Annotated in this window: 16 protein-coding genes; 11 read left to right on the top strand and 5 right to left on the bottom strand. The window is 60.4% G+C overall.

Annotation, left to right across the window (positions count from 1 at the left end; translation table 11 throughout):
* Positions 1 to 110: 110 nt before the first annotated feature.
* Entirely contained in the window at positions 111 to 1,217 is a 1,107-nt protein-coding gene (locus HMPREF2971_RS03055; RefSeq protein ID WP_070691235.1) for a hypothetical protein, read from the bottom strand.
* Between the two features lie 45 nt (positions 1,218 to 1,262).
* Positions 1,263 to 1,925 carry a sugar O-acetyltransferase gene (locus HMPREF2971_RS03050; RefSeq protein ID WP_012902830.1) on the bottom strand — a complete coding sequence of 221 codons (663 nt, stop codon included), beginning with the start codon at positions 1,923 to 1,925 and terminating at the stop codon, positions 1,263 to 1,265.
* 296 nt (positions 1,926 to 2,221) lie between these two features.
* Here HMPREF2971_RS03050 and HMPREF2971_RS03045 point away from each other — a divergent pair, with 296 nt between their 5' ends.
* The 4 genes from HMPREF2971_RS03045 to HMPREF2971_RS03030 all read left to right on the top strand — a co-directional run bounded on the left by HMPREF2971_RS03045 (position 2,222) and on the right by HMPREF2971_RS03030 (position 7,082).
* On the top strand, positions 2,222 to 3,988 hold the full coding sequence (locus HMPREF2971_RS03045; RefSeq protein ID WP_070691232.1) for a long-chain-fatty-acid--CoA ligase: 1,767 nt from the start codon (positions 2,222 to 2,224) through the stop codon (positions 3,986 to 3,988).
* 316 nt (positions 3,989 to 4,304) lie between these two features.
* Positions 4,305 to 5,189 (top strand): MetQ/NlpA family ABC transporter substrate-binding protein, encoded by an 885-nt coding sequence (locus tag HMPREF2971_RS03040; RefSeq protein ID WP_070507239.1) that lies wholly within the window; start codon positions 4,305 to 4,307, stop codon positions 5,187 to 5,189.
* Between the two features lie 141 nt (positions 5,190 to 5,330).
* Entirely contained in the window at positions 5,331 to 6,386 is a 1,056-nt protein-coding gene (locus HMPREF2971_RS03035; protein ID WP_049353211.1) for a methionine ABC transporter ATP-binding protein, read from the top strand.
* A complete protein-coding gene (locus HMPREF2971_RS03030; RefSeq protein WP_070507236.1) occupies positions 6,387 to 7,082 on the top strand; it encodes a methionine ABC transporter permease in 696 nt (231 codons plus the stop codon). It abuts the gene before it with no gap.
* 143 nt (positions 7,083 to 7,225) lie between these two features.
* On the opposite strand, the gene HMPREF2971_RS03025 is transcribed toward HMPREF2971_RS03030, so the two are convergent.
* From HMPREF2971_RS03025 to HMPREF2971_RS03015, 3 genes are all read right to left on the bottom strand, one after another.
* The gene (locus HMPREF2971_RS03025; protein ID WP_070691230.1) at positions 7,226 to 7,990 is read right to left on the bottom strand and encodes an HAD family hydrolase; all 765 of its coding nucleotides are present in this window, start codon (positions 7,988 to 7,990) and stop codon (positions 7,226 to 7,228) included.
* Positions 7,991 to 8,166: 176 nt separating this feature from the next.
* Positions 8,167 to 9,585, bottom strand: coding sequence for an FtsX-like permease family protein (locus tag HMPREF2971_RS03020; RefSeq protein WP_049363510.1), 1,419 nt, complete (start codon positions 9,583 to 9,585; stop codon positions 8,167 to 8,169).
* The gene (locus tag HMPREF2971_RS03015; RefSeq protein WP_049363716.1) at positions 9,585 to 10,580 is read right to left on the bottom strand and encodes an ABC transporter ATP-binding protein; all 996 of its coding nucleotides are present in this window, start codon (positions 10,578 to 10,580) and stop codon (positions 9,585 to 9,587) included. Before HMPREF2971_RS03015 ends, HMPREF2971_RS03020 begins: the two co-directional genes overlap by 1 nt.
* A 228-nt stretch (positions 10,581 to 10,808) precedes the next feature.
* On the opposite strand from HMPREF2971_RS03015, the gene HMPREF2971_RS03010 reads away from it, so the two are divergent.
* The 7 genes from HMPREF2971_RS03010 to HMPREF2971_RS02980 all read left to right on the top strand — a co-directional run bounded on the left by HMPREF2971_RS03010 (position 10,809) and on the right by HMPREF2971_RS02980 (position 19,232).
* Positions 10,809 to 12,098, top strand: coding sequence for a histidine phosphatase family protein (locus tag HMPREF2971_RS03010; RefSeq protein ID WP_049363503.1), 1,290 nt, complete (start codon positions 10,809 to 10,811; stop codon positions 12,096 to 12,098).
* A complete protein-coding gene (locus HMPREF2971_RS03005) occupies positions 12,088 to 12,567 on the top strand; it encodes a VanZ family protein (RefSeq protein WP_049363501.1) in 480 nt (159 codons plus the stop codon). Before HMPREF2971_RS03010 ends, HMPREF2971_RS03005 begins: the two co-directional genes overlap by 11 nt.
* A 418-nt stretch (positions 12,568 to 12,985) precedes the next feature.
* Complete coding sequence (locus HMPREF2971_RS03000) at positions 12,986 to 13,777, top strand: DeoR/GlpR family DNA-binding transcription regulator (protein ID WP_049357323.1); 792 nt, start codon at positions 12,986 to 12,988, stop codon at positions 13,775 to 13,777.
* A complete protein-coding gene (locus HMPREF2971_RS02995) occupies positions 13,777 to 14,727 on the top strand; it encodes a 1-phosphofructokinase family hexose kinase (protein WP_005508167.1) in 951 nt (316 codons plus the stop codon). The genes HMPREF2971_RS03000 and HMPREF2971_RS02995 overlap by 1 nt, the downstream gene beginning before the upstream one ends.
* A gap of 188 nt (positions 14,728 to 14,915) precedes the next feature.
* The gene (locus HMPREF2971_RS02990) at positions 14,916 to 16,925 is read left to right on the top strand and encodes a PTS fructose transporter subunit IIABC (protein ID WP_070691228.1); all 2,010 of its coding nucleotides are present in this window, start codon (positions 14,916 to 14,918) and stop codon (positions 16,923 to 16,925) included.
* 99 nt (positions 16,926 to 17,024) lie between these two features.
* On the top strand, positions 17,025 to 18,719 hold the full coding sequence (gene ptsP / locus HMPREF2971_RS02985; protein WP_070691225.1) for a phosphoenolpyruvate--protein phosphotransferase: 1,695 nt from the start codon (positions 17,025 to 17,027) through the stop codon (positions 18,717 to 18,719).
* Positions 18,720 to 18,953: 234 nt separating this feature from the next.
* Positions 18,954 to 19,232 (top strand): HPr family phosphocarrier protein, encoded by a 279-nt coding sequence (locus HMPREF2971_RS02980; RefSeq protein WP_005504506.1) that lies wholly within the window; start codon positions 18,954 to 18,956, stop codon positions 19,230 to 19,232.
* Positions 19,233 to 19,332 lie beyond the last annotated feature (100 nt).

The raw sequence follows: 19,332 nt of genomic DNA, 5'->3' as shown, positions 1-19,332 counted from the left end.
TTTAGGATACAGATACTTAGATACAGAAAACCTCCGGTACCTTTCGTAAGGTACCGGAGGTTTTCTGCACGTTTTATCCCTATCGCAACGAGGCGCGGGTGCTTAGAAGACTAGGCGTCCTCGCGTGCCACCTGGTCGCTCGGGTACTTGTCCACGCGGCGGTGGTACAGGCGTCCCAATAGGCCGCCGAGGATAGCGCCGAGGAAGCTCAACGCCAGAACCAGCAGAACCGCCAGCAGGCCGTTCGCGAAGTCGCCCCCCATCAGCTTCTGCAGGGACAGGGACGCGACACCGTTCTGGAACAGCTGAGGCGCGAGGAAGGTCGCCAGGGACCCGATGATGAGCACCATAATCTGCCAGAGCCATACGGCAATGCCCTGCTTCGCGCCCGCGAATCGTGCCATGCGTCCGGCCGCGTAACCGCCCACCAGGTAGGCGAAGAAGGTGAGCACACCCAACGCCACCGCGACCGGCACAGCGTTCGATGCGCCGCTGAAGAGACGGGAGACCACCGAGGCGTACTCGACGGACTCGGTCTGACCGGTCAGGGTCAGCCACGACTTGATAGCCCACAGGCCACCGTCCATGAGGGAGATGGTAATCAGCCAGCCGAGCAGACCGGGCAGCAGGTGCATGCGGGAGTAGCGGCTCTTCTGCATGGACAGTGCGGTTGCGGCGGTGAGGATGGGGTCCGAACCAGCGGCATCACCTGCGGGGGTGGGGATGACGAAGCGGTCATCTGCCGCGGGGTCAGCCTGCGGGGTGCTCGATGCCGCGTGGGCGTTGCCGGGTGCGGGCACCTCGTAGCTTGCAGCGGTGGCAGGTGCGGTAGTGGGGGCGCCACCGCCGCGTACGTTGTCCGTGCTGGGGGCTGCAGGCTTGTCGAGCCAGCTGAGGTTGTCATCTCCGGGTTCGCCGAAGTGAGCGCCGGATTCTGCGCCTTGAGAAGTGGCGCTGGGGGAGAGGATCGGCTGGGTTGCGGTAGCCGCCTGGGTGAGGGGGCGGGTCGCATCCTGCGAGGACTGTGCGGAGGACTGCGCCGAAGAGCTCGACTCGCGCGCCTTTTCGTGGGCGCGGCGTGCCGCGTTCAGCTCCTCATCGGTCAGGACCACGGTGGGGTCGTCGGAGGAGAATGCCGCCTCCCACAGGTCACTTTCGGTGGGGGAGGACGCCGCGGCAGCCGGACGCTGCTGCGGGGTGTTGTTCTGTGCGTTCATTAAGTCCTTTGGATCTAATCCTGGGGTCGTGGTGTGCGGGTTGCCTTAGAGCGCGCGGTCAGCGTAGAAGGCGCGTGCTTCTTCCATAGCTTCTGCGGAGAAGGTGTGCGGGTGCGCGGGGCGCTCGTTCTCGCCCAGGGTACGAATGACGCGGCCGGGGTTGCCCACCACGAGGGAGTTAGCGGGGACGTCCTTGGTGACGACGGTGCCTGCGCCGATGACGGAGTTCTTGCCGATGGTCACGCCGCCCAGGATGATAGCTCCGCTACCGATCCATACGTTGTCTTCAACGGTGATGGGTGCGCCTGCTTCCCAGTAGTCGGCGCGGTCGCCGGGGTGGAGCGGGTGGGTGGGGGTCATGAACTGTACGTTGCTGCCAACCAGTACGGTGGAGCCGATGCGGATCGGGCAGACGTCCAGGAAGACGGTGCCGAAGTTGAAGAAGGAGCCGTTACCGATGTAGGTGTTCACGCCGTAGTCGAAGCGTGCGCCGGGGCGGATGTGGGCGTGTTCGCCCAGGTGGCCGAGGTGTTCACGGTAGACGTGCATTGCCTGCGCCTGCTCGCCGCGTGCGTAGTGTTCTTCGGCGAGGATGGTGGCGGCGTAAATGCGCTTGAACTGTGCGGCGCATTCGGCGTCGGCCATGTAGACGGAACCGTTGGTCATGCGGTTGAAGTTTTCACCAGTGGGGCGCTGCGGGGTGTGCATTAGTGGGCTCCTCCCAGAAGGTAGACTAGCGCGATGATGGCCATTCCGAAGAGAATGACGACTCCTCCGGCGATAGCGAATCGTTTGGAAATTTCGCGGAGGAGCTTCTTGAACTGTTCGTCAGTGATCTCTTGCTGTCGTTTACTCATGCTTTAAGTATCCCAGAGTTGCTTGGGTTTACCTTAGTGTTTCGGTGTTTATTGCGGTATCTGGGGCGGGCGTACCGTGTGATTTTCAGCGTGGGAAGAAGCGCTGCAGAGTTGAAGCCTGCGGGGGCGGGAAGGCACAATCATTGCATGACTGAGGCTCAGAAGAACACGAACCTGCAGGATGCGGCGGCTCCTGCATCCCCCGCTGGCGCGTCGGCTGGCGCGCATCCGTTGGCGCATCGTCCCTGGTTGAAGAACTATGCTACGTGGACTGCACGCGATATTGAGCTCCCGGAGACGTCGTTGAGTCACCTCATTGATGAGGCGGTCCGCACCGTACCCCACAAGGTGGCGCTGGAGTTTTTTGGCGCGACCACGACCTACGCTGAGTTGGGGGATCAGATTGAGCGTGCGGCGGAGGGTCTGCGTGTGGCGGGCGTGCAGCCGGGTGACCGTGTGGCGCTGATTTTGCCGAACTGTCCTCAGCATATTGCGGCGTTTTACGCGATTCTGCGTCTGGGTGCGATTGTGGTGGAGCATAACCCGCTGTATACGGGCGCGGAGTTGCGCCACATGTTTGAGGATCACGGTGCGAAGGTCGCGATTGTGTGGGATAAGATTGCCTCGCATATTACGGGTCTGCCGTCGGATATCCGCCCGAACCATATCTATTCGGTGAACATGATTTCGGCGATGCCCGTGCTGATGCGTACCGCGCTGAAGCTGCCGGTGAAGAGTGCGCGTGCTTCGCGTGAGAAGCTGACCGGCTCCGCGCCGGGTACGGTGTCGTGGGCTCATTTGGTGAAGAGTGAGCGTATTGACCCGTCGCATCGCCGCCCGACCGCGCACGATATTGCGCTGCTGCAGTACACCTCGGGTACGACCGGCCTGCCGAAGGGTGTGATGCTCACGCACCGCAACCTGGAGTCTAACGGCCGCATGGGTGAGGCATGGATTAACCCGGGCGATGACGAGGTGATTTACTCGGTTCTGCCGCTGTTCCACGCGTACGGTATGACCCTGGGCGTGACGATTGCGTCCCTGTGCCGTGCCCGCCTGGTGCTGTTCCCGACCGTGGACATGGACCTGATTTTGAAGGCAATGAAGAAGACCCGCCCGACCATTCTTCCTGCGGTTCCGCCGGTGTACCGCCGCCTCATGGATGAGGCGAAGAAGCGCGGCGTGTCCCTGGAGGGTATCCGTTACGCGGTCTCTGGTGCGATGAACCTGCCGCCTGAGCTGGTTGCCGAGTGGGAGGAAGCATCCGGCGGTTTCATGGTGGAAGGCTACGGCCTGACCGAGTGCGCGCCGCTGGTGTCCTGCAACCCGCTCAATGACACTCGCCGCGCCGGTTTTATTGGTGTTCCGTTCCCCTCCACCGATATTCGTGTGGTGGACCCGGAAACTGGTGAAGACGTGCCCGATGGTGAAGAGGGCGAGCTGTGGGTGAAGGGCCCTCAGCGTTTTGCTGGCTACTGGAAGCGCGAAGACGAGACGGCGAAGACCATCACCCCCGATGGTTGGCTGCGTACCGGCGATATTGTGCGCCTGGACGAGGACTACTTCATCCAGATTGTCGACCGCATCAAGGAGGTCATCATCACCGGTGGCTTCAACGTCTCCCCGACGGAGGTTGAGGTTGCCCTCAAGCAGCACGACATGGTCGCGGATGCGGCGGTCGTCGGTATTCCGCTGCCCGCCGGTGGCGAGATGGTCGTTGCCGCTGTGGTTGCCGCCCCGGGCCGAGTGGTGCAGGAGCACACTCTGCGCGAGCACTGCTATTCGAAGGTGACCCGCTATAAGGTTCCGCGCCGCATCGTGGTGGTGGATGACCTGCCCCGTTCGATGCTGGGTAAGGTTCTACGCCGTAAGGTGCGTGAGCAGCTGATTGCTTCGGGCGAGTTCGATCAGTAGTACTGGTTGATTCGCCGCCTGCTCGTAATGAGTGGGTTAGATGGACGCTGGCTTGGGTTTTTGTGCCCTTGCCGGCGTTTTGTGTGCGCCTGAATACACCGGTAATGACGCTTTATAACCTGGAAATAATCACCGCATGACGAAATATGACAAAATATGACGACCTTGACGTTCTGTGTCTCATGAATAGCTCTTAACTTCCACACCCGCCCCCGCCCGTGCTGTAATTGTCCCATCATCATTCCCATCGGACGTGCTAATACCAACGTCAGCACCCGGTGGAACGCATCATCATTCAACAGAAAGATTCATAGCCGTGAAGAAGTTTGCTGCTGCACTCGCAGTTGTCCCCATGGTCTTTGGCCTGGCAGCCTGCGGTTCCACCAACTCCTCCTCTTCCTCCTCTTCCGCATCCAAGAAGGTCACCATCGGTGTGGTTGGCTCTGAGAAGTTCAACAAGACCCTGAAGGAAGAAGCTAAGAAGCAGGGTATCGACATTGAGTACAAGGAGTTCAGCGCTTACACCGAGCCGAACCCCGCACTGGACGCCGGTGACATCGACATGAACCGCTTCCAGCACATCGCGTACCTGTCTAACTACAACGTGAGCGCTAACAAGGACCTGCAGATTGTCGGTCCGACCGTCATCTACCCGATGGCTCTGTTCTCCAAGAAGCACTCCAAGTTGGCTGACATCCCCCAGGGCGGCGAGATCGTTATCCCGAACGACACCGTGAACGAGGCACGCGCACTGAAGCTGCTGAAGACCAACGGTCTGGTCACCTTCAAGAACGCTGACGTTGACGCACCCACCATCGACGACGTGGACACCGCTAACTCCAAGGTGAAGGTCACCCCCGTCGACGCAACCCAGACCGTGGTTGGCATGGAGTCCGCTGACGGCGCAGTCGTCAACAACGACTTCCTCAAGGATGCAGGCCTGAAGCCCGCAGACGCACTGGCTCAGGACGACCCCAAGACCGACCCCTCGGCCATCAAGTATGTGAACCTCTTCGTTGCTCAGAAGGACAAGGCTGACGACGAGACCTACAAGAAGATCGTCGAACTCTTCCACTCGAAGGCCGTCATGGACGTCGTTCAGGAAGAGACCCGCGGCACCGCTGTTGAGGTCAACGTGAGCACCGACGAGCTGCGTCAGTCCCTGGCTAACGAAGAAGCCAAGCTGCGCGCCAAGAAGTAATCTTCTGAATACACGCCTCTTCTAGGCATACGCAAAGGCGGTAAGTCTAAGAACCCGATGCGGGTGAAGGCTTACCGTCCTTTGCGTAACGGCGTTAAGGCCCTTTAGCGCCCCAACCACGACATTTACGGATACATATTTATGAGTGAACTGGCACAGAGCTTCGGCGACAGCACCTCGCCCATGGTGGTTCTGGACGGAGTCTCCAAGGTCTTCGGCAACGGCCCCAAGGCAGTAGTTGCTGTCGACAACGTCTCCCTCACCATTAACCGCGGTGAAATCTTTGCAATTATCGGCTACTCCGGCGCCGGTAAGTCCACCCTGGTCCGCCTCATTAACGGCCTGGAAACCACCACCAGCGGCACCCTGACCGTCGGCGGCTTCGAAATTTCCGGCAAGCGCGACTCCGAACTGCGCGAAGCACGCACCAACATCGGTATGATCTTCCAGCAGTTCAACCTGATGAACTCCCGCACCGTGCTCGGTAACGTCGAGTTCCCCCTGAAGATTGCCGGCTGGTCTAAGAAGGACCGCCGCGCCCGCGCCCTGGAAATGCTCGAGTTTGTGGGTCTTGCCGACCGTGCAGGCCACTACCCGAACCAGCTTTCGGGCGGTCAGAAGCAGCGTGTGGGTATTGCCCGTGCGCTCGCGACCAGCCCCGCCCTGCTGCTGGCGGATGAGTCCACCAGCGCGCTGGACCCGGAAACCACTCATGAAGTGCTCGCTCTGCTCAAGCGTGTGAACCGCGAACTGGGTGTGACCGTCGTGGTCATTACCCACGAGATGGACGTGGTCTCCAGCATCGCTGACCGTGTGGCGGTCATGGAGTCCGGCCGCGTGGTCGAGCAGGGCAACGTCTACGACGTCTTCTCCAACCCGCAGACCGACGTGGCGAAGCTGTTCGTGGCAACCACCGTCAAGCTTGCCCCCACCGGCAAGGAGGCGGCTGAGCTGCGCGCTAACCACAAGGGTTACCTCATCAACGTTGAAATCGTGGAGGGTAACCAGGAGCTCGGTAAGGTGCTGTCCTACCTGGGTGCCCGTAACGTCCGCTTCAACATTGTGGGCGGCGGTATTGAGACCCTGCAGGGTAAGGCGTACGGTACCCTCACCCTGGAACTTCTCGGCGAAATCACCAGCATTGATGCCGCCGTTGCCGAACTGAAGACCGTTGCCCGCGTGCAGGAGGTGCGCTAAATGTTTGCTACTACTCTTCCGCTGGCTGCGTCTAAGACGGACTGGTCCGAGTTCCTGCCCGAGAAGCTGCTCCCGGCTATCGGCGACACCTTCTACATGGTGTCTGTTACGATGCTGTGTGCAGGTCTGGTCGGCCTGATTGTTGGTGCGCTGCTGTACACCACCCGTGAAGGTAACATCTTCCAGAACCGCTTCGTGTACACGATCCTGAACATTCTGGTGAACGTGATTCGCCCGATTCCGTTCATTATTTTGATTGCGGCTTTGGGCCCGCTGACTAGTGCTGTGGTGGGTACCCGCCTGGGCGTGAACGCTGCGGTCTTCGCGATGAGCTTCGGTGCTGCGTTCGCTATTGCCCGTATCGTGGAGCAGAACATGGTCTCCATTGACCCGGGCGTGATTGAGGCGGCGCGTGCGATGGGCGCTTCAAAGCTGACCATCCTGTTCACCGTGATGATTCCGGAGGCGCTTGGCCCGCTGATCCTCGGTTACACCTTCCTCGTCATTGGCGTGGTGGATATGTCCGCTATGGCCGGTTACGTGGGTGCTGGCGGTCTGGGTAAGATCGCGATCGTGGACGGCTACCAGCGCTTCAACGATGAGATCACCTGGGCTGTTGTGGCGATTATTATCGTCCTGGTTCAGCTGGTTCAGTTCATCGGTAACTTCCTGGCGAAGAAGGTTATGCGCCGATAAGCTCGTGCCCCTTGTAGGCCTTGTAGGTACTGTAGGTACGGCTGATACAGCATAGAAGACCCCCGGTCTGCTCCTTGAGGAGCGGGCCGGGGGTCTTTCTTTGTGCCGGGTTTCTTTGCGCCAGGGGAGGGGACGCTAGCTGCTTAGCCCTGCGATGCTTCGGACTGCTGTGCCGCCTCAAGCTTGGCGACCCAGGTGCGTGCCGCCTCCCAGAGCTGCGGGTCATTGAACGAATCGAAGCGCCCAAAACCGGCCGGTGCCTTTGCCGGGTCGGTGCCTTCCGGCACGTAAATCATGACCTTCGTACCGGCGTCACGTGCCGCCTGCGCGCCCGCGGGGGAGTCCTCGAACGCCAGCGCCTCGTGACCTTCAAAGCCGAGGCGACGTGCCGCCTCCAGGTACATGTCCGGGGCGGGCTTACCGGCCGGAACGTCGTTGCTGCTGACCCAGGTGCGCACCAGCGGGGCGTAACCGTAGCTTTCCATTTTCAGGGTCAGAATGTTCGCGGTGGAGTTCGACGCCACCGCAACCGGCATGTGCTCGCTCAGGAAGCCCAGGAACTTCTGCGCACCCTCAATCAGGTCCACGCCGGAGCTGATGACCTCGTGCTCGGTGGTGAGCAGGTCCTTCATCACGCGTTCATGGTGCTCGGCGTACTCTGCGGAGGCAACATTCGGCTTCTGGCCGTTCTGCGCCTCGTAGGAGAGCAGGGCAAGCTCCTCGGCGACGTCGGCTGCCGCCAGGCCGGTGAGGCGGTGCTCGACCTCCTCGGTGAAGGGAACAGACCAGCGGGCGAAAAGCTCACGCTGCACATCGTTCCAGACGGTCTCGGAGTCGAGGAGGATGCCGTCGCAGTCGAAGATTGCGCAGCGGGGGAACCAATCGGAGGGTACTGTGTGTTCAAACATAATGTCAGTCTCTCACAGGGCTTGAGGCTATGGAAGCGGTGGCCCGGTGCGTGAGAAAACATGCGGGGTTGCGCCTCGCCCACGGAACGAAAGACCGGGCGGGACGGAAAACCACATGAAGAAACCCTCCCGCCGCATCCTGAGAGAACGCAACGGGAGGGTAGCAACCGTACAGCTTAGAGAGCGGACACCGGCTTATGAGTCACCTGACGCATAAATGGAATGGTTGCCAGCAGGCCCGCATAGACCAGTACCAGACCCAGCGCAATAGCGCCGAAGGTCAGACCGAACATCTTCGCCAGAACCTCACCGGGAAGACCCTGCGCCGCAATCAAAGTCGTCAGCGGCAGACCCAGTAGTGCAGAAATCACGCTGATGAGCACCAGCGGACCGAAGACCACGGTAAGACGTGAAGCCTGCAGCAGCTTCGTGGGGGTACCCATCATATTCAGCGAAGAATACAGCGAACCGCGCTCGTAAATGGCGGCGCTCTGGTTCAGCACTGCGGAGAGGGTGACCAGCAGGTATGAGAAGAACAGCATGAGCAGCATGCCCTGGAACATGTCCTGCATGATGGTCATGAAGGGGCCGGCAGCGGGACCGGCTTGCTTCGCGTCTTTGCTCATCTCACCCGCCAGAATCAGGATGGGGCCGAAGAAGGTCACCAAGAAGGTCGACAGTGCCACACCCGAAACCTGACGCCACGCACCGCGCGGGGACTCCAACACCGCACGGTAACCCAGCAGAACCGATGCCTTCTGGGTCATGCGCACACGAATCTTTGCGTATGCCCACACCAGGAAGGTGCCAATCCAGTCGATGGCAAGCATCATCAGCAAACCCGGCAGAGCAATGAAAACCGCCAGGTTCTTCATGGCGCTATCGGCACCGCCGTCCTGGAAGGGTGAGAACATGCTGAAGCCCCTGGAGGTCGACGCCAGAATCATCACGGCAATGATCAGAACAACACCGATACCCATGGCAATGTAACCTGCTGAGCCAGCCTTCGCGCGGGTACGCACACCCAGCGGGCTGATGCTGACCTTCGCCAAACCGAACAGGGAGCTGAGAGCCGCCAGGACCATACATCCCAGGAAGCAGTAGAAGATCGTGCTCACCGGCAGGAGCATATTCTCAGCACCCAGCGGTACGTTCATGAAGTGCATGGCACCGAACGGGAAAATCAGCACCAGGTAGAGCAGCAGACCGATGATGAAACCCACGAGGGAGTACACCAGTGCGTCCGCAACCGACAGACCCACAATCAGGGTCGTGGAGGCACCAATCAGGCGCAGGGACGCAAGACGCTCGTCACGGCGGCGGGCACTCAAACGAGCAGCCGAAGCGCCCAGGGTAAAGAGCGGAACAACCAGCACCAGAGCGGCAACCCACGCCAAACCCATGTAGAGCTTCTGAATGCCCATCAGGTTCACCAGTTCGTGGTCAACGTTGGCGTGGTCAAGCCACGTGCTCAGTGCCTGAACGCCACCGGCAACCGTCAAAAACAGCGCCGAGGAGGCGGCAAAAGCCAGCACGGGAAGAATCGCCTGCGAACTCCATAGGGTTCGCTTGGCGAGTAGAGCATAGATTTGCATTATGCACCTGCCTGAGACTGAGCGCCGAAGCTCTGAGCGTGGTTCTGGGAAGCGGGAACACCGCCCTGGTTATTGCGCTGATCGCTCACAATCTGACCGTCCTGCAGGTACACCACGCGGGAGCACGCCGCCGCCACGTTCGGGTCGTGAGTAACCACCAACAGAGTCTTACCCTGCTGCGGAATCATGGTCAGCAGCAGAGCCATCACCTCACGCGCGGTCTTCGAATCCAGCGCACCGGTCGGCTCATCCGCGAAAGTCACGGGGGCACCGTTCACCTGGGAGCGGGCAATCGCCACACGCTGCGCCTGACCACCGGACATCTCACCCATACGGCGGTCCAGCATCTGCCCCAGACCCAGGCGGTTCAGCAAATCAGCCGAAATGGAACGCGCCTGCTGGCGGGGGACACCGGCAATCATCGCGGCAAGGGAAACGTTCTCCTCCGCGGTCAGCTCGGGAACCAGCAGACCCTGCTGGAACACGAAACCAAACGAGTTAGCGCGCAGGGAGGTGCGCTCACGCTCGCTGAGGGACTCCACCGCCACCTGACCGGCCGGGCCGTTGAACAGCACAGAACCGGCATCGAGCTTGATAATGCCCGAGAGCGCATGCAACAGGGTGGTCTTACCGGAACCGGAAGGACCCATAATCGCTACAGACTCGCCGGGGTAAATATCGAGGCTCACGTTACGCAGCACCGGGTTATTGCCGTACGACTTGTGCAGGTTACGGGCAGAAATAATCGCGCCGCGCGCGAAGGGCGCCTGCTGCATCTGCTGAGGTGCCTGAGCCGGGTAGCCCTGCGGCTGACTCTGGTAGTAGCCCTGCTGGCCGGGCTGGCCGGGCTGACCCTGCTGGGGATGACCTTGCTGAGCGGAATACTGACCGGCAGGCTGCACCGCCTGCGGAGGGGTCATTGAGTACGGGTTCTGAGCCTGGAACTGCGGGTTCTGGGTTTGAGGATGGTTCTGGGATTGAGGATTCTGCGTCATGACAACCTTCATTGGGTATGAACTAACGGAAGTACACTTCTATCATCTCAGCTTCTTGGCGGCTCATCCCTCCGTCTGGGGGCTGAAAAATATGGGAAAACCCTGAAAAAATTCGCCCGACCGGGCGCTCAACCACCCCGCAGCTCATACCGCGGTATGAGTGCGCTTCATGAGAGAATACGCCTCTTGCCCCCTTGAACTGCGCGGGGGCAATGCCATACTAGAAGGATGACCGACGCACAGAACACCCCCATCATCACTCCGGTACCCGACCCCGAGGCAGGAACCCGCATCATCTTCCTACGCCACGGCCAGACCGACTGGAACATTGACCACCGCTTCCAAGGCGGCACCGACATCCCCCTCAACGACACCGGCAGAGAGCAGGTCCGCACCGCTATCGGTGCCCTGCAGCAGGCAGCAGCTGAGGGCACCGCCGTGGACGCTATCGTCTCCTCGCCCCTTTCCCGTGCCGTAGAAAGCGCCGAAATCGTAGCCGAAGGCCTGGGCGTACCCTACCGCGGTGCCGTTGACGGCTTCCAGGAACGTTCCTTTGGCGACCTGGAGGGCCAGATCGCTACCCCCGAGCTGATTCTCGCCTCCCGCCAGTCCAACAACGCTTTCAACGTGGAACCGAAGAAGGACTTCCTCGCCCGCTCCCTCGCGGCGCTGAACCGCGTCCGCCGCGAATATGAGGGCCAGACCGTTGTGGTCGCCGCGCACGGCATGCTGATTGCCATGGTCGTGACCGCCCTGGTCGCTGAGCGCCACCCCGAACTGCTCAACGAGGACGGTATCTACCCGATCCCGGCCAACGCCTCCCTGACCGAGGTGCCCCTGCAGTACCTGGACGATGCCATCGACCGCCTGGTCGTGCAGCATCTGGAACCCGAGCTGGGCCCCGAGGAAGTACCGGAGGGCGCCGAGAATACGACCCTCACCCTGATTCGTCACGGCCAGACCGACTGGAACAAGGCGAACCTGATGCAGGGCATCACCGACATTCCGCTCAACGACACCGGCCGCGAGCAGGCACGCACCACCGGCAAGAAGCTCGCCGACATGGGCCTGGAATTCACCATGCTAGTGTCCTCGCCGCTCTCCCGCGCCCACGAGACCGCGCAACTGGTCGGTGAGCACTTCGATCTGCAGGTGCACAAGACTTACCCCGAGCTGGTGGAACGCGCCTACGGTGCCGGTGAGGGCCTGGACATTCCCGCCCCCGAACGCCGCGCCCCCGAACGCTACTACCCGAACGTGGAATCCGAACGCGACGTGTACATCCGCGCGGTGCGTACCCTGCGCAATATCGTGCGTGAACTCTCCGAAGAGCCGGGCGACCAGAAGATTATTGCCGTCAGCCACGGTAGCTTTATCCGCCGCGCCCTCTCCGCAGCGGCCGGTGAAGAATGGACCGTGACCGTGCCGAACGCCGAACCGCTCACGATTGACGTGCCGGGCCTGTTCGCGTGGGACTCGACCAAGCAATTCGACGAGGTGGGTCGCCTTGTTTGGTAAAGGACAACCCGGTAGCGGTCGCTCTGGCGCTCGCGTGTGGCGGCTGATTCTCTGGCCGGTCACGGCGCTGTACTGCGCGGTGGTGGCGAGTATCGTGTTCGCCCCCGTGCACGTGGACGATAACGAGATGGGCGGCCGCCTGGCGCAGTTTTTGGATACCGGCCACTCCGAGGGTTGGTTGCCTGCGTTCATCACCTATTCGAGCATCGAGCAGCTTTCGAACGTCATTATGTTCATTCCGGGCGGTTTTCTTTTCGCCCTGCTGCTCAAGCCGAAGGCTCGCCCGCACGTGCTGTACTCGGGATTTTTGGTCAGCGCCTGCATTGAGATGATTCAGAGTTTCATGCCTGATCGCACCGGCGACCCGGTGGATGTGCTGATGAACGGTTCGGGTGCTCTGCTGGGCGCGGCGGGTGCCTTGGGTGTGCATCGTTGGCGTCGCGTGCGTCGCGAACGCAAGGGCAAGTAAACGAGCACCCAAATAAGCGCGCATTAATTGCATATGTTCTGCTGGTGGAGGCGCTGGTTTCGAGGATTTTCGGAGCCGGCGCCTCCACTTTTTGCCCTGTGAGGGCGCCGTGTAGGTGTTGGACACTGTGGGAATGGTGAGGGAGCGGGAAAACCCAACAGTTCATTAGGTCAAACAGACATAAACAGGCAACAGCTCGCAAATAGGTGTGGTTTCGGTAGGGAACATTCGGGTAATATTCCGGCAAATACAGCGTTTTATATTGACTTGCCCACAAAAACCCACATAAAATCAAGTATTACCCTCAAGTGTTTTGCTGGCTCATTGAAGCCATGTCTCTCATGGCCATAAAAGCCGAGCAGAACGCAGAAAAGAACGCACAGATTTTCTCCCACTAGCCCAAAGGAACACCAGAGTTATGTTCGCAGAAGAACGCCGTGCCGAAATTGCAAAGCTTGTTGCCTCCGCACGTCGTGTCAACGGCGCTGACCTTGCACGTCGTTACGATGTGACCATGGAGACCGTGCGTCGTGACCTCGCCGCACTGGAAGAGGCAGGTAAGCTCCGCCGTGTTCACGGTGGTGCTGTCACCATTGAGCAGTCCACCTCCCTGGAGTCCTCCATCTCCTCCCGACAGGGCATGAACACCCCCGAGAAGCGCCGTATCGCCACCAAGGCATACCAGATGCTGCGCGACTCCGAGGCAGGCTCCATCGTCCTGGACGCAGGCTCCACCATCGAGATTCTCGCCGACCACATCGGCGCCGAGAACTTCAGCCTCAAGACCGGCAACGACCGCATCATCATCACCCACGCACTGCACATTGCAGTCAAGCTCGCCGAAGCCGAGGGTGTCACCCTTGAACTGGTTGGCGGCCAGCTGCGCAAGATGACCTGGGCTGCTGTTGGTGCACGCGCCGCAGAGCACTTCGGTACCATGCGCCCCGATATTGCTTTCATCGGTGCCAACGGCATTGAAGCCCACTTCGGCATCTCCACCCCCGGCATGAACGAAGCTATTGTCAAGACCGCAATTTGCAAGGCAGCCCGCCGCGTGGTCTTGCTTTGTGACTCCGCGAAGTTCGGTCAGGAATCCCTGGTCCGCTTCGCCGGATTCGAGGATATTGACACCCTCATTACTGATCGCGAGCCCGAAGGTGCCCTCCGCCAGGCACTCGAGGCCGCAAATGTTGAGATTGTGATTGCCTAATGATTATTACTCTGACCGCCAACCCCAGCCTGGACCGCACCATTGAACTCGGTGCACCCCTGGCTCACGGTGCCGTGCAGCGTGCTGTCGGTGCCGTACAGGATCCCGGTGGTAAGGGCGTGAATATTTCCCGCGCCCTGCAGGTTTCCGGCGTACCGACCCTCGCCATTGTGCCCGGTGAAGCCACCGACCCGGTGCTGACCGCACTACAGGCTGTGGACGTCGAGTTCGCTAACCTGCCGACCGGCGAGCCGATTCGCTCGAACATCACCGTGGTTGATCCGGATGGCACCACCACCAAGCTGAACGCCCCCGGCACCGTTTTTGATGCCGAACTGCGTCAGAAGCTGGACGAGCTGGTGGTTGAGCGTTCCAAGGGTGCCGACTGGGTGGTTCTGGCTGGTTCGCTGCCTCCGGGTCTGGAGCCGACCTACTACTCCGAGCTGGTGGCGGCACTGCGCGCCTCCGGCTACGAGGGCAAGATTGCTATTGATACCTCGGAGGCGCCGCTGATTGCGACCGTTGCCGGTGAGCATAAGCCCACCCTGATTAAGCCCAACTCGGAGGAGCTGGCTCAGCTGACCGGTAGCGACAACTGGGAGGAGCTGGAGGCCAGCCCCGAGCTGACCGCCCGCACCGCCCAGAAGTTGCTCGGCGACGGCATCGAGTACGTGCTTGCCACCCTCGGTGGCGGCGGTGCCGTGCTGGTCACTGAGCAGGGTATCTGGCACGCTGTGCACGAGCCGATTCAGGTTCGTAGCACTGTGGGTGCCGGTGACTCCTCGCTGTCCGGTTTCTTGATTGCTCACACTCGTGGTGAGGATGCCCCCGGTTGCCTAGTTCAGGCGGTAGCTCACGGTTCGGCTGCTGCTGCTCTGCCCGGTACCCGTATGCCTTCGCTGGAGCAGACCACTCCTGAGAAGGTCACTGTTCGTCAGCTGCAGCTCTAATTCGGACTGTTTTCGCACCTCCAGCTTTTATTCTCAGAAGGGAATGTATGCAGGGGTGTTACCTCAACACCCACACGCATATACGAACACAACACACACAGGTTGCACACACCTTGAACTCATACAGGGGAGAAACTTGGCACCCCGCCAAGCCTCTTCCCGCCCCAACACATACCCGAGGAGGGAATATGTCTGATCTGATCACCGCAGATCTCGTCCTGCTGGACGAGAACCTCGGCGAGACCCGATTCGACGTAATTGCCAAGCTCGCCCAGGCAGTCGTAAATGCCGGACGCGCTACCGACTTCGAGCAGCTCTACGCGGCTGCCGAGGCACGTGAATCCAAGACCGACACCGGTATCCCCGGCGGTATTGCGATTCCTCACTGCCGTAGCGCTGCTGTCACCGAGCCGACCCTGGCGATGGCACGCCCCAACCCGGCAGTTTCCTTCGGCGCTAAGGACGGCCCCGCCGACCTGATTTTCTTCATTGCTGCACCGGATGGCGCTGACCAGGCTCACCTGAAGTTGCTCTCCACTCTGGCACGTTCCCTGATGAAGAAGAGCTTCACTGCGTCCCTGCGCGAAGCCTCCTCGGCTGAAGAGATTGTTGAGCTGGTCAACGGTGCACTCGGCGTGGGCGAGAAGAAGGCAGAGGCTAAGCCCGCCGAGGCTGCGCCCGCCGCCGCACCTGCAGCCTCCGCTCAGGACACCCCCGCTGCTTCGGCTCCGGTGAAGAAGATTGTTGCTGTGACCGCATGCCCCACCGGTATCGCTCACACCTATATGGCTGCGGACGCCCTCAAGTACGCTGCTGAAGAGCTCGGCTACGATCTGAAGGTTGAGACTCAGGGCTCCTCGGGTAATGAGAAGCTGACTCAGGCTGATATTGACGCCGCAGACGCCGTGATTTTTGCGGTGTCCGTGAACGTGCGTGAGCGTAATCGCTTCGCGGGTAAGCCCTTTGTCGAGTCTCCCGTTAAGCGCGGTATTGACGAGCCTAAGGAAATGATTGCGGAGGCTCTGGCTGAGGCTGAGAATCCCAACGGTGCACGCGTTGCCGCTGCCGCATCCAGCGGTGAGGACAGCGCAGGCGCTACCGAAGGCGCTTGGGGCTCGCGCATCTACAAGGCCGTGATGACCGGTATCTCTTACATGATTCCGTTCGTTGCTGCCGGCGGTATTCTGGTCGCCCTGGGCTTCGTTTTCGAGGCAATTACGGTGCCGAACCTTGGTGATGTGAACCCCAAGGCGATTCTCGAGTCGGCAACCCTGTTCAATCTCGGTGATGTGCACTGGACCCTGTACCTGGGTGCTGTTCTGCAGACCATCGGTGGTTTCGGTCTGAGCCTGATGGTTCCGGCTCTTGCCGCGTACATTGCGTACGGTTTGGCTCAGCGTCCCGGTATTGCTCCGGGCTTCATCGCCGGTTCGGTGGCTCTTGCGGTAAACGCGGGCTTCCTTGGCGGTATTGTTGGCGGTATTCTCGCCGGTCTGATTGCGTACGCTCTGGGCACTCTGAAGCTGCCCCGCTGGCTTGGCTCGATGATGCCCGTGGTCATCACCCCGCTGGTGACTTCTCTGGTCGCCGGCCTGGCAATGTACCTGCTGCTCGGTGCGCCCCTGGCGTGGGTTATGACCACCCTGCAGGATTGGCTGACCTCCATGTCTGGTGGTTCCGCTCTGCTGCTGGGCCTGATTCTGGGCGCCATGATGGCTTCTGACCTGGGTGGCCCCATCAACAAGGCTGCTTACCTCTTCGCAACCGCTGGCTTGTCCTCGGGTGCGACCGTGAACCAGGAAATCATGGCTGCCGTCATTATTTCCGGTATGGTTCCGCCGCTGGCTATGGCTCTGGCAACCACCCTGCGTCCCAAGCTGTTCAACGAGAACGAGCGTGAGAACGGTAAGGCTGCGTGGCTGCTGGGTGCATCCTTCATCTCTGAGGGTGCTATTCCCTTCGCTTCGGCTGACCCGGCTCGCGTGATTCCTTCGACCATTGTTGGTGGCGCTATTGCCGGTGCAATCTCCATGGGTGCGCACGTGGCTTCCCCGGCTCCGCACGGCGGTATCTGGATTATTGGTCTGGCGCAGAACCCGCTGATGTTCTTCGTGGCCGTGCTGGCCGGTACCGTGCTATCGGCTCTGGTGTACGTTGTGCTGAAGTCCATGGGTGCCCGCTCCAAGGCATCCGCATAAAGGCCGTATAACCTCACCTTCATTTGATCGTCTGTTTGCAGGCGTGAGCGTGAAAAAACACGTTACACTGTAGACAAACCACAGATAGGACATGAATTTATGACTACCTACAAGGGCGTCGGCGTATACGCCGGCCGCGTTATTGGCCCCGTTCTTCAGATGCCTAAGCCCATCGAGGAACCCAAGGACGGTCTGCGTCTGAGCGGTGAGACCGCTGAGGCTGCAGCGCAGCGCATCAAGGACGCTTCGGTCCGCGTGAAGGAAGACCTGCTCGCTCGTGCAGAGCACGCTAGCCGTGACGGCAAGGCTGTTCTGAAGTCTACCTCTCAGATGGCTACCGACCGTGCACTCATCAAGAGCGCTATTAAGCTGGTTGAGACTCAGGAGATGGCTCCCGAGCGCGCTATCTGGGAGGCTGCAACCTCCTTCGCAGACCAGATGGCTGCCCTGGGTGGCTACATGGCTGAGCGCGTCACCGACATCCACGACGTGCGTGCCCGCATTGTTGCTGAGCTGACCGACCAGCAGGCTCCCGGCATCCCCGTTTCTGATGAGCCGTTCATCCTGGCCGCTATTGACCTGGCACCGGCTGACACCGCGACCTTGGACCCCGAGAAGGTTATCGCTCTGATTACCTCTGACGGTGGCCCCCAGGCACACACCGCTATTCTGGCTCGCGGTCTGGGTCTGCCCGCTATTGTGGCGGCTAAGGGCGTGACCGAGATTGCTGACGACACCGTCGTCTACGTGGACTCCAACGAAGGCATCGTTGACACCGAGCCCACCGACGCTGACCGTGAGGCAGCAATCAAGTACGCAAACCGTAAGCCTGTCGCTGACTTTGACGGTCAGGGTGTGCTGGCTGACGGCACCCGCGTTGAGCTGTACGCAAACGTTGGTGACGGCAAGTCCGCTGAGAAGGCTGCAAGCCTGAAGGCTGAGGGTGTTGGCCTGTTGCGCACCGAGTTCGGCTTCCTGGGCCACGACTCTGAGCCTTCTATCGAGACTCAGGCTAAGACCTACAAGTCCGTGTTTGACGCATTCCCCGGCAAGCACATTGTGGTTCGTACCCTGGACGCTGGCGCTGACAAGCCCCTGCCGTTCCTGAACGTGAACCCCGAGGAGAACCCCGCACTGGGTGTTCGCGGTTTCCGTACTGACTGGACCGTTCCGGGCGTTCTGACCCGCCAGCTGGAGGCTATTAAGGCTGCTTCGGAGAACTCCGACGCGGACATCTGGGTTATGGCTCCGATGATTTCGACCACCTCCGAGGCACGCAACTTCGCGAACATGCTCAAGGAGATCGGCCTGCCCGTTCACGGTGTGATGGTTGAAACCCCCGCAGCTGTGATGAACGCTGAGGCTATCCTGGGCGAGGTCGACTTCGTGTCCATCGGCACCAACGACCTGACCCAGTACACCATGGCAGCTGACCGTCTGCTGGGTGACCTGGCGCACCTGAACAACCCCTGGCAGCCTGCAGTGCTGAAGATGATCAAGATGACTGTTGAGGGTGCTCAGCGTGCATCGGTCACCGCGGGTAAGAAGAAGTACGTGAGCGTCTGTGGTGAGGCTGCGGCTGACCCGGCTCTGGCTGTTGTTCTGATTGGTCTGGGTGTTGACACCCTGTCCATGAACGCTGGCGCTATCCCCGCTGTGGCTGCGGTTCTGAAGTCTGTGACCAAGGAGAAGGCACAGCAGATTGCGGCTATCGCTCTGCAGCAGATTTCTTCTGCTGAGGCGAAGGAGAGCGCACGCAAGGCTCTGCCGATTCTGGATGAGCTGGGCCTCTAAGCCTTAAAACGATTCCGGGTTCTGCCTGCCGCCCCTTGGTGGGGTGTGTTAGGCGGTGCCCGGGTCCATAAAAATGCCGGGTGCGGAGTTTTATTTCTGCATCCGGCATTTTTGTACTTGTTAGCGTACGGCTGAACGGTACAATTTATAGAGTAAGGGCGGGTCCTGAAGCGCCCCGTTCATTTAGAATAGGGACTGATATATTTTTGGTTCCTTGATCAAAGGAGAAACATAATGGCAGAGCGCGAAGCCACTATTGCAAGCCGTGTTGGCCTGCACGCACGTCCGGCAGCTATCTTCGCTGAGGCAGCTGGCGACCTCCCCGTTGAGGTGACCATCGCTGCTAAGGGTGAGCCCGCAGATGAGGCTATGGACGCTGCATCGATTCTGTCCCTGATGTCCCTGGGTGCAAAGCACGGCGACGTTGTTGTCCTGCGCGCTGAGGGCGAAGGTGCTGAAGAGGCTCTTGACTCGCTGGTTAAGATCCTCGAGACCGACCACGACGCTGAGTAATTGACTTTCGCCTCTGAAGTGACCCTGAGCGGTGCGCTTCGGATGCTGTGAAGGCTACAGCCTTAAAGCGTGAATATCCCGTCACTTCGGTGGCGGGATA

Source organism: Rothia sp. HMSC066G07 (assembly GCF_001814485.1).
Lineage (GTDB): Bacteria > Actinomycetota > Actinomycetes > Actinomycetales > Micrococcaceae > Rothia.
The sequence above is the reverse complement of the archived record's forward strand: the minus strand, read 5'-3'. Positions and strand labels throughout refer to the sequence as shown.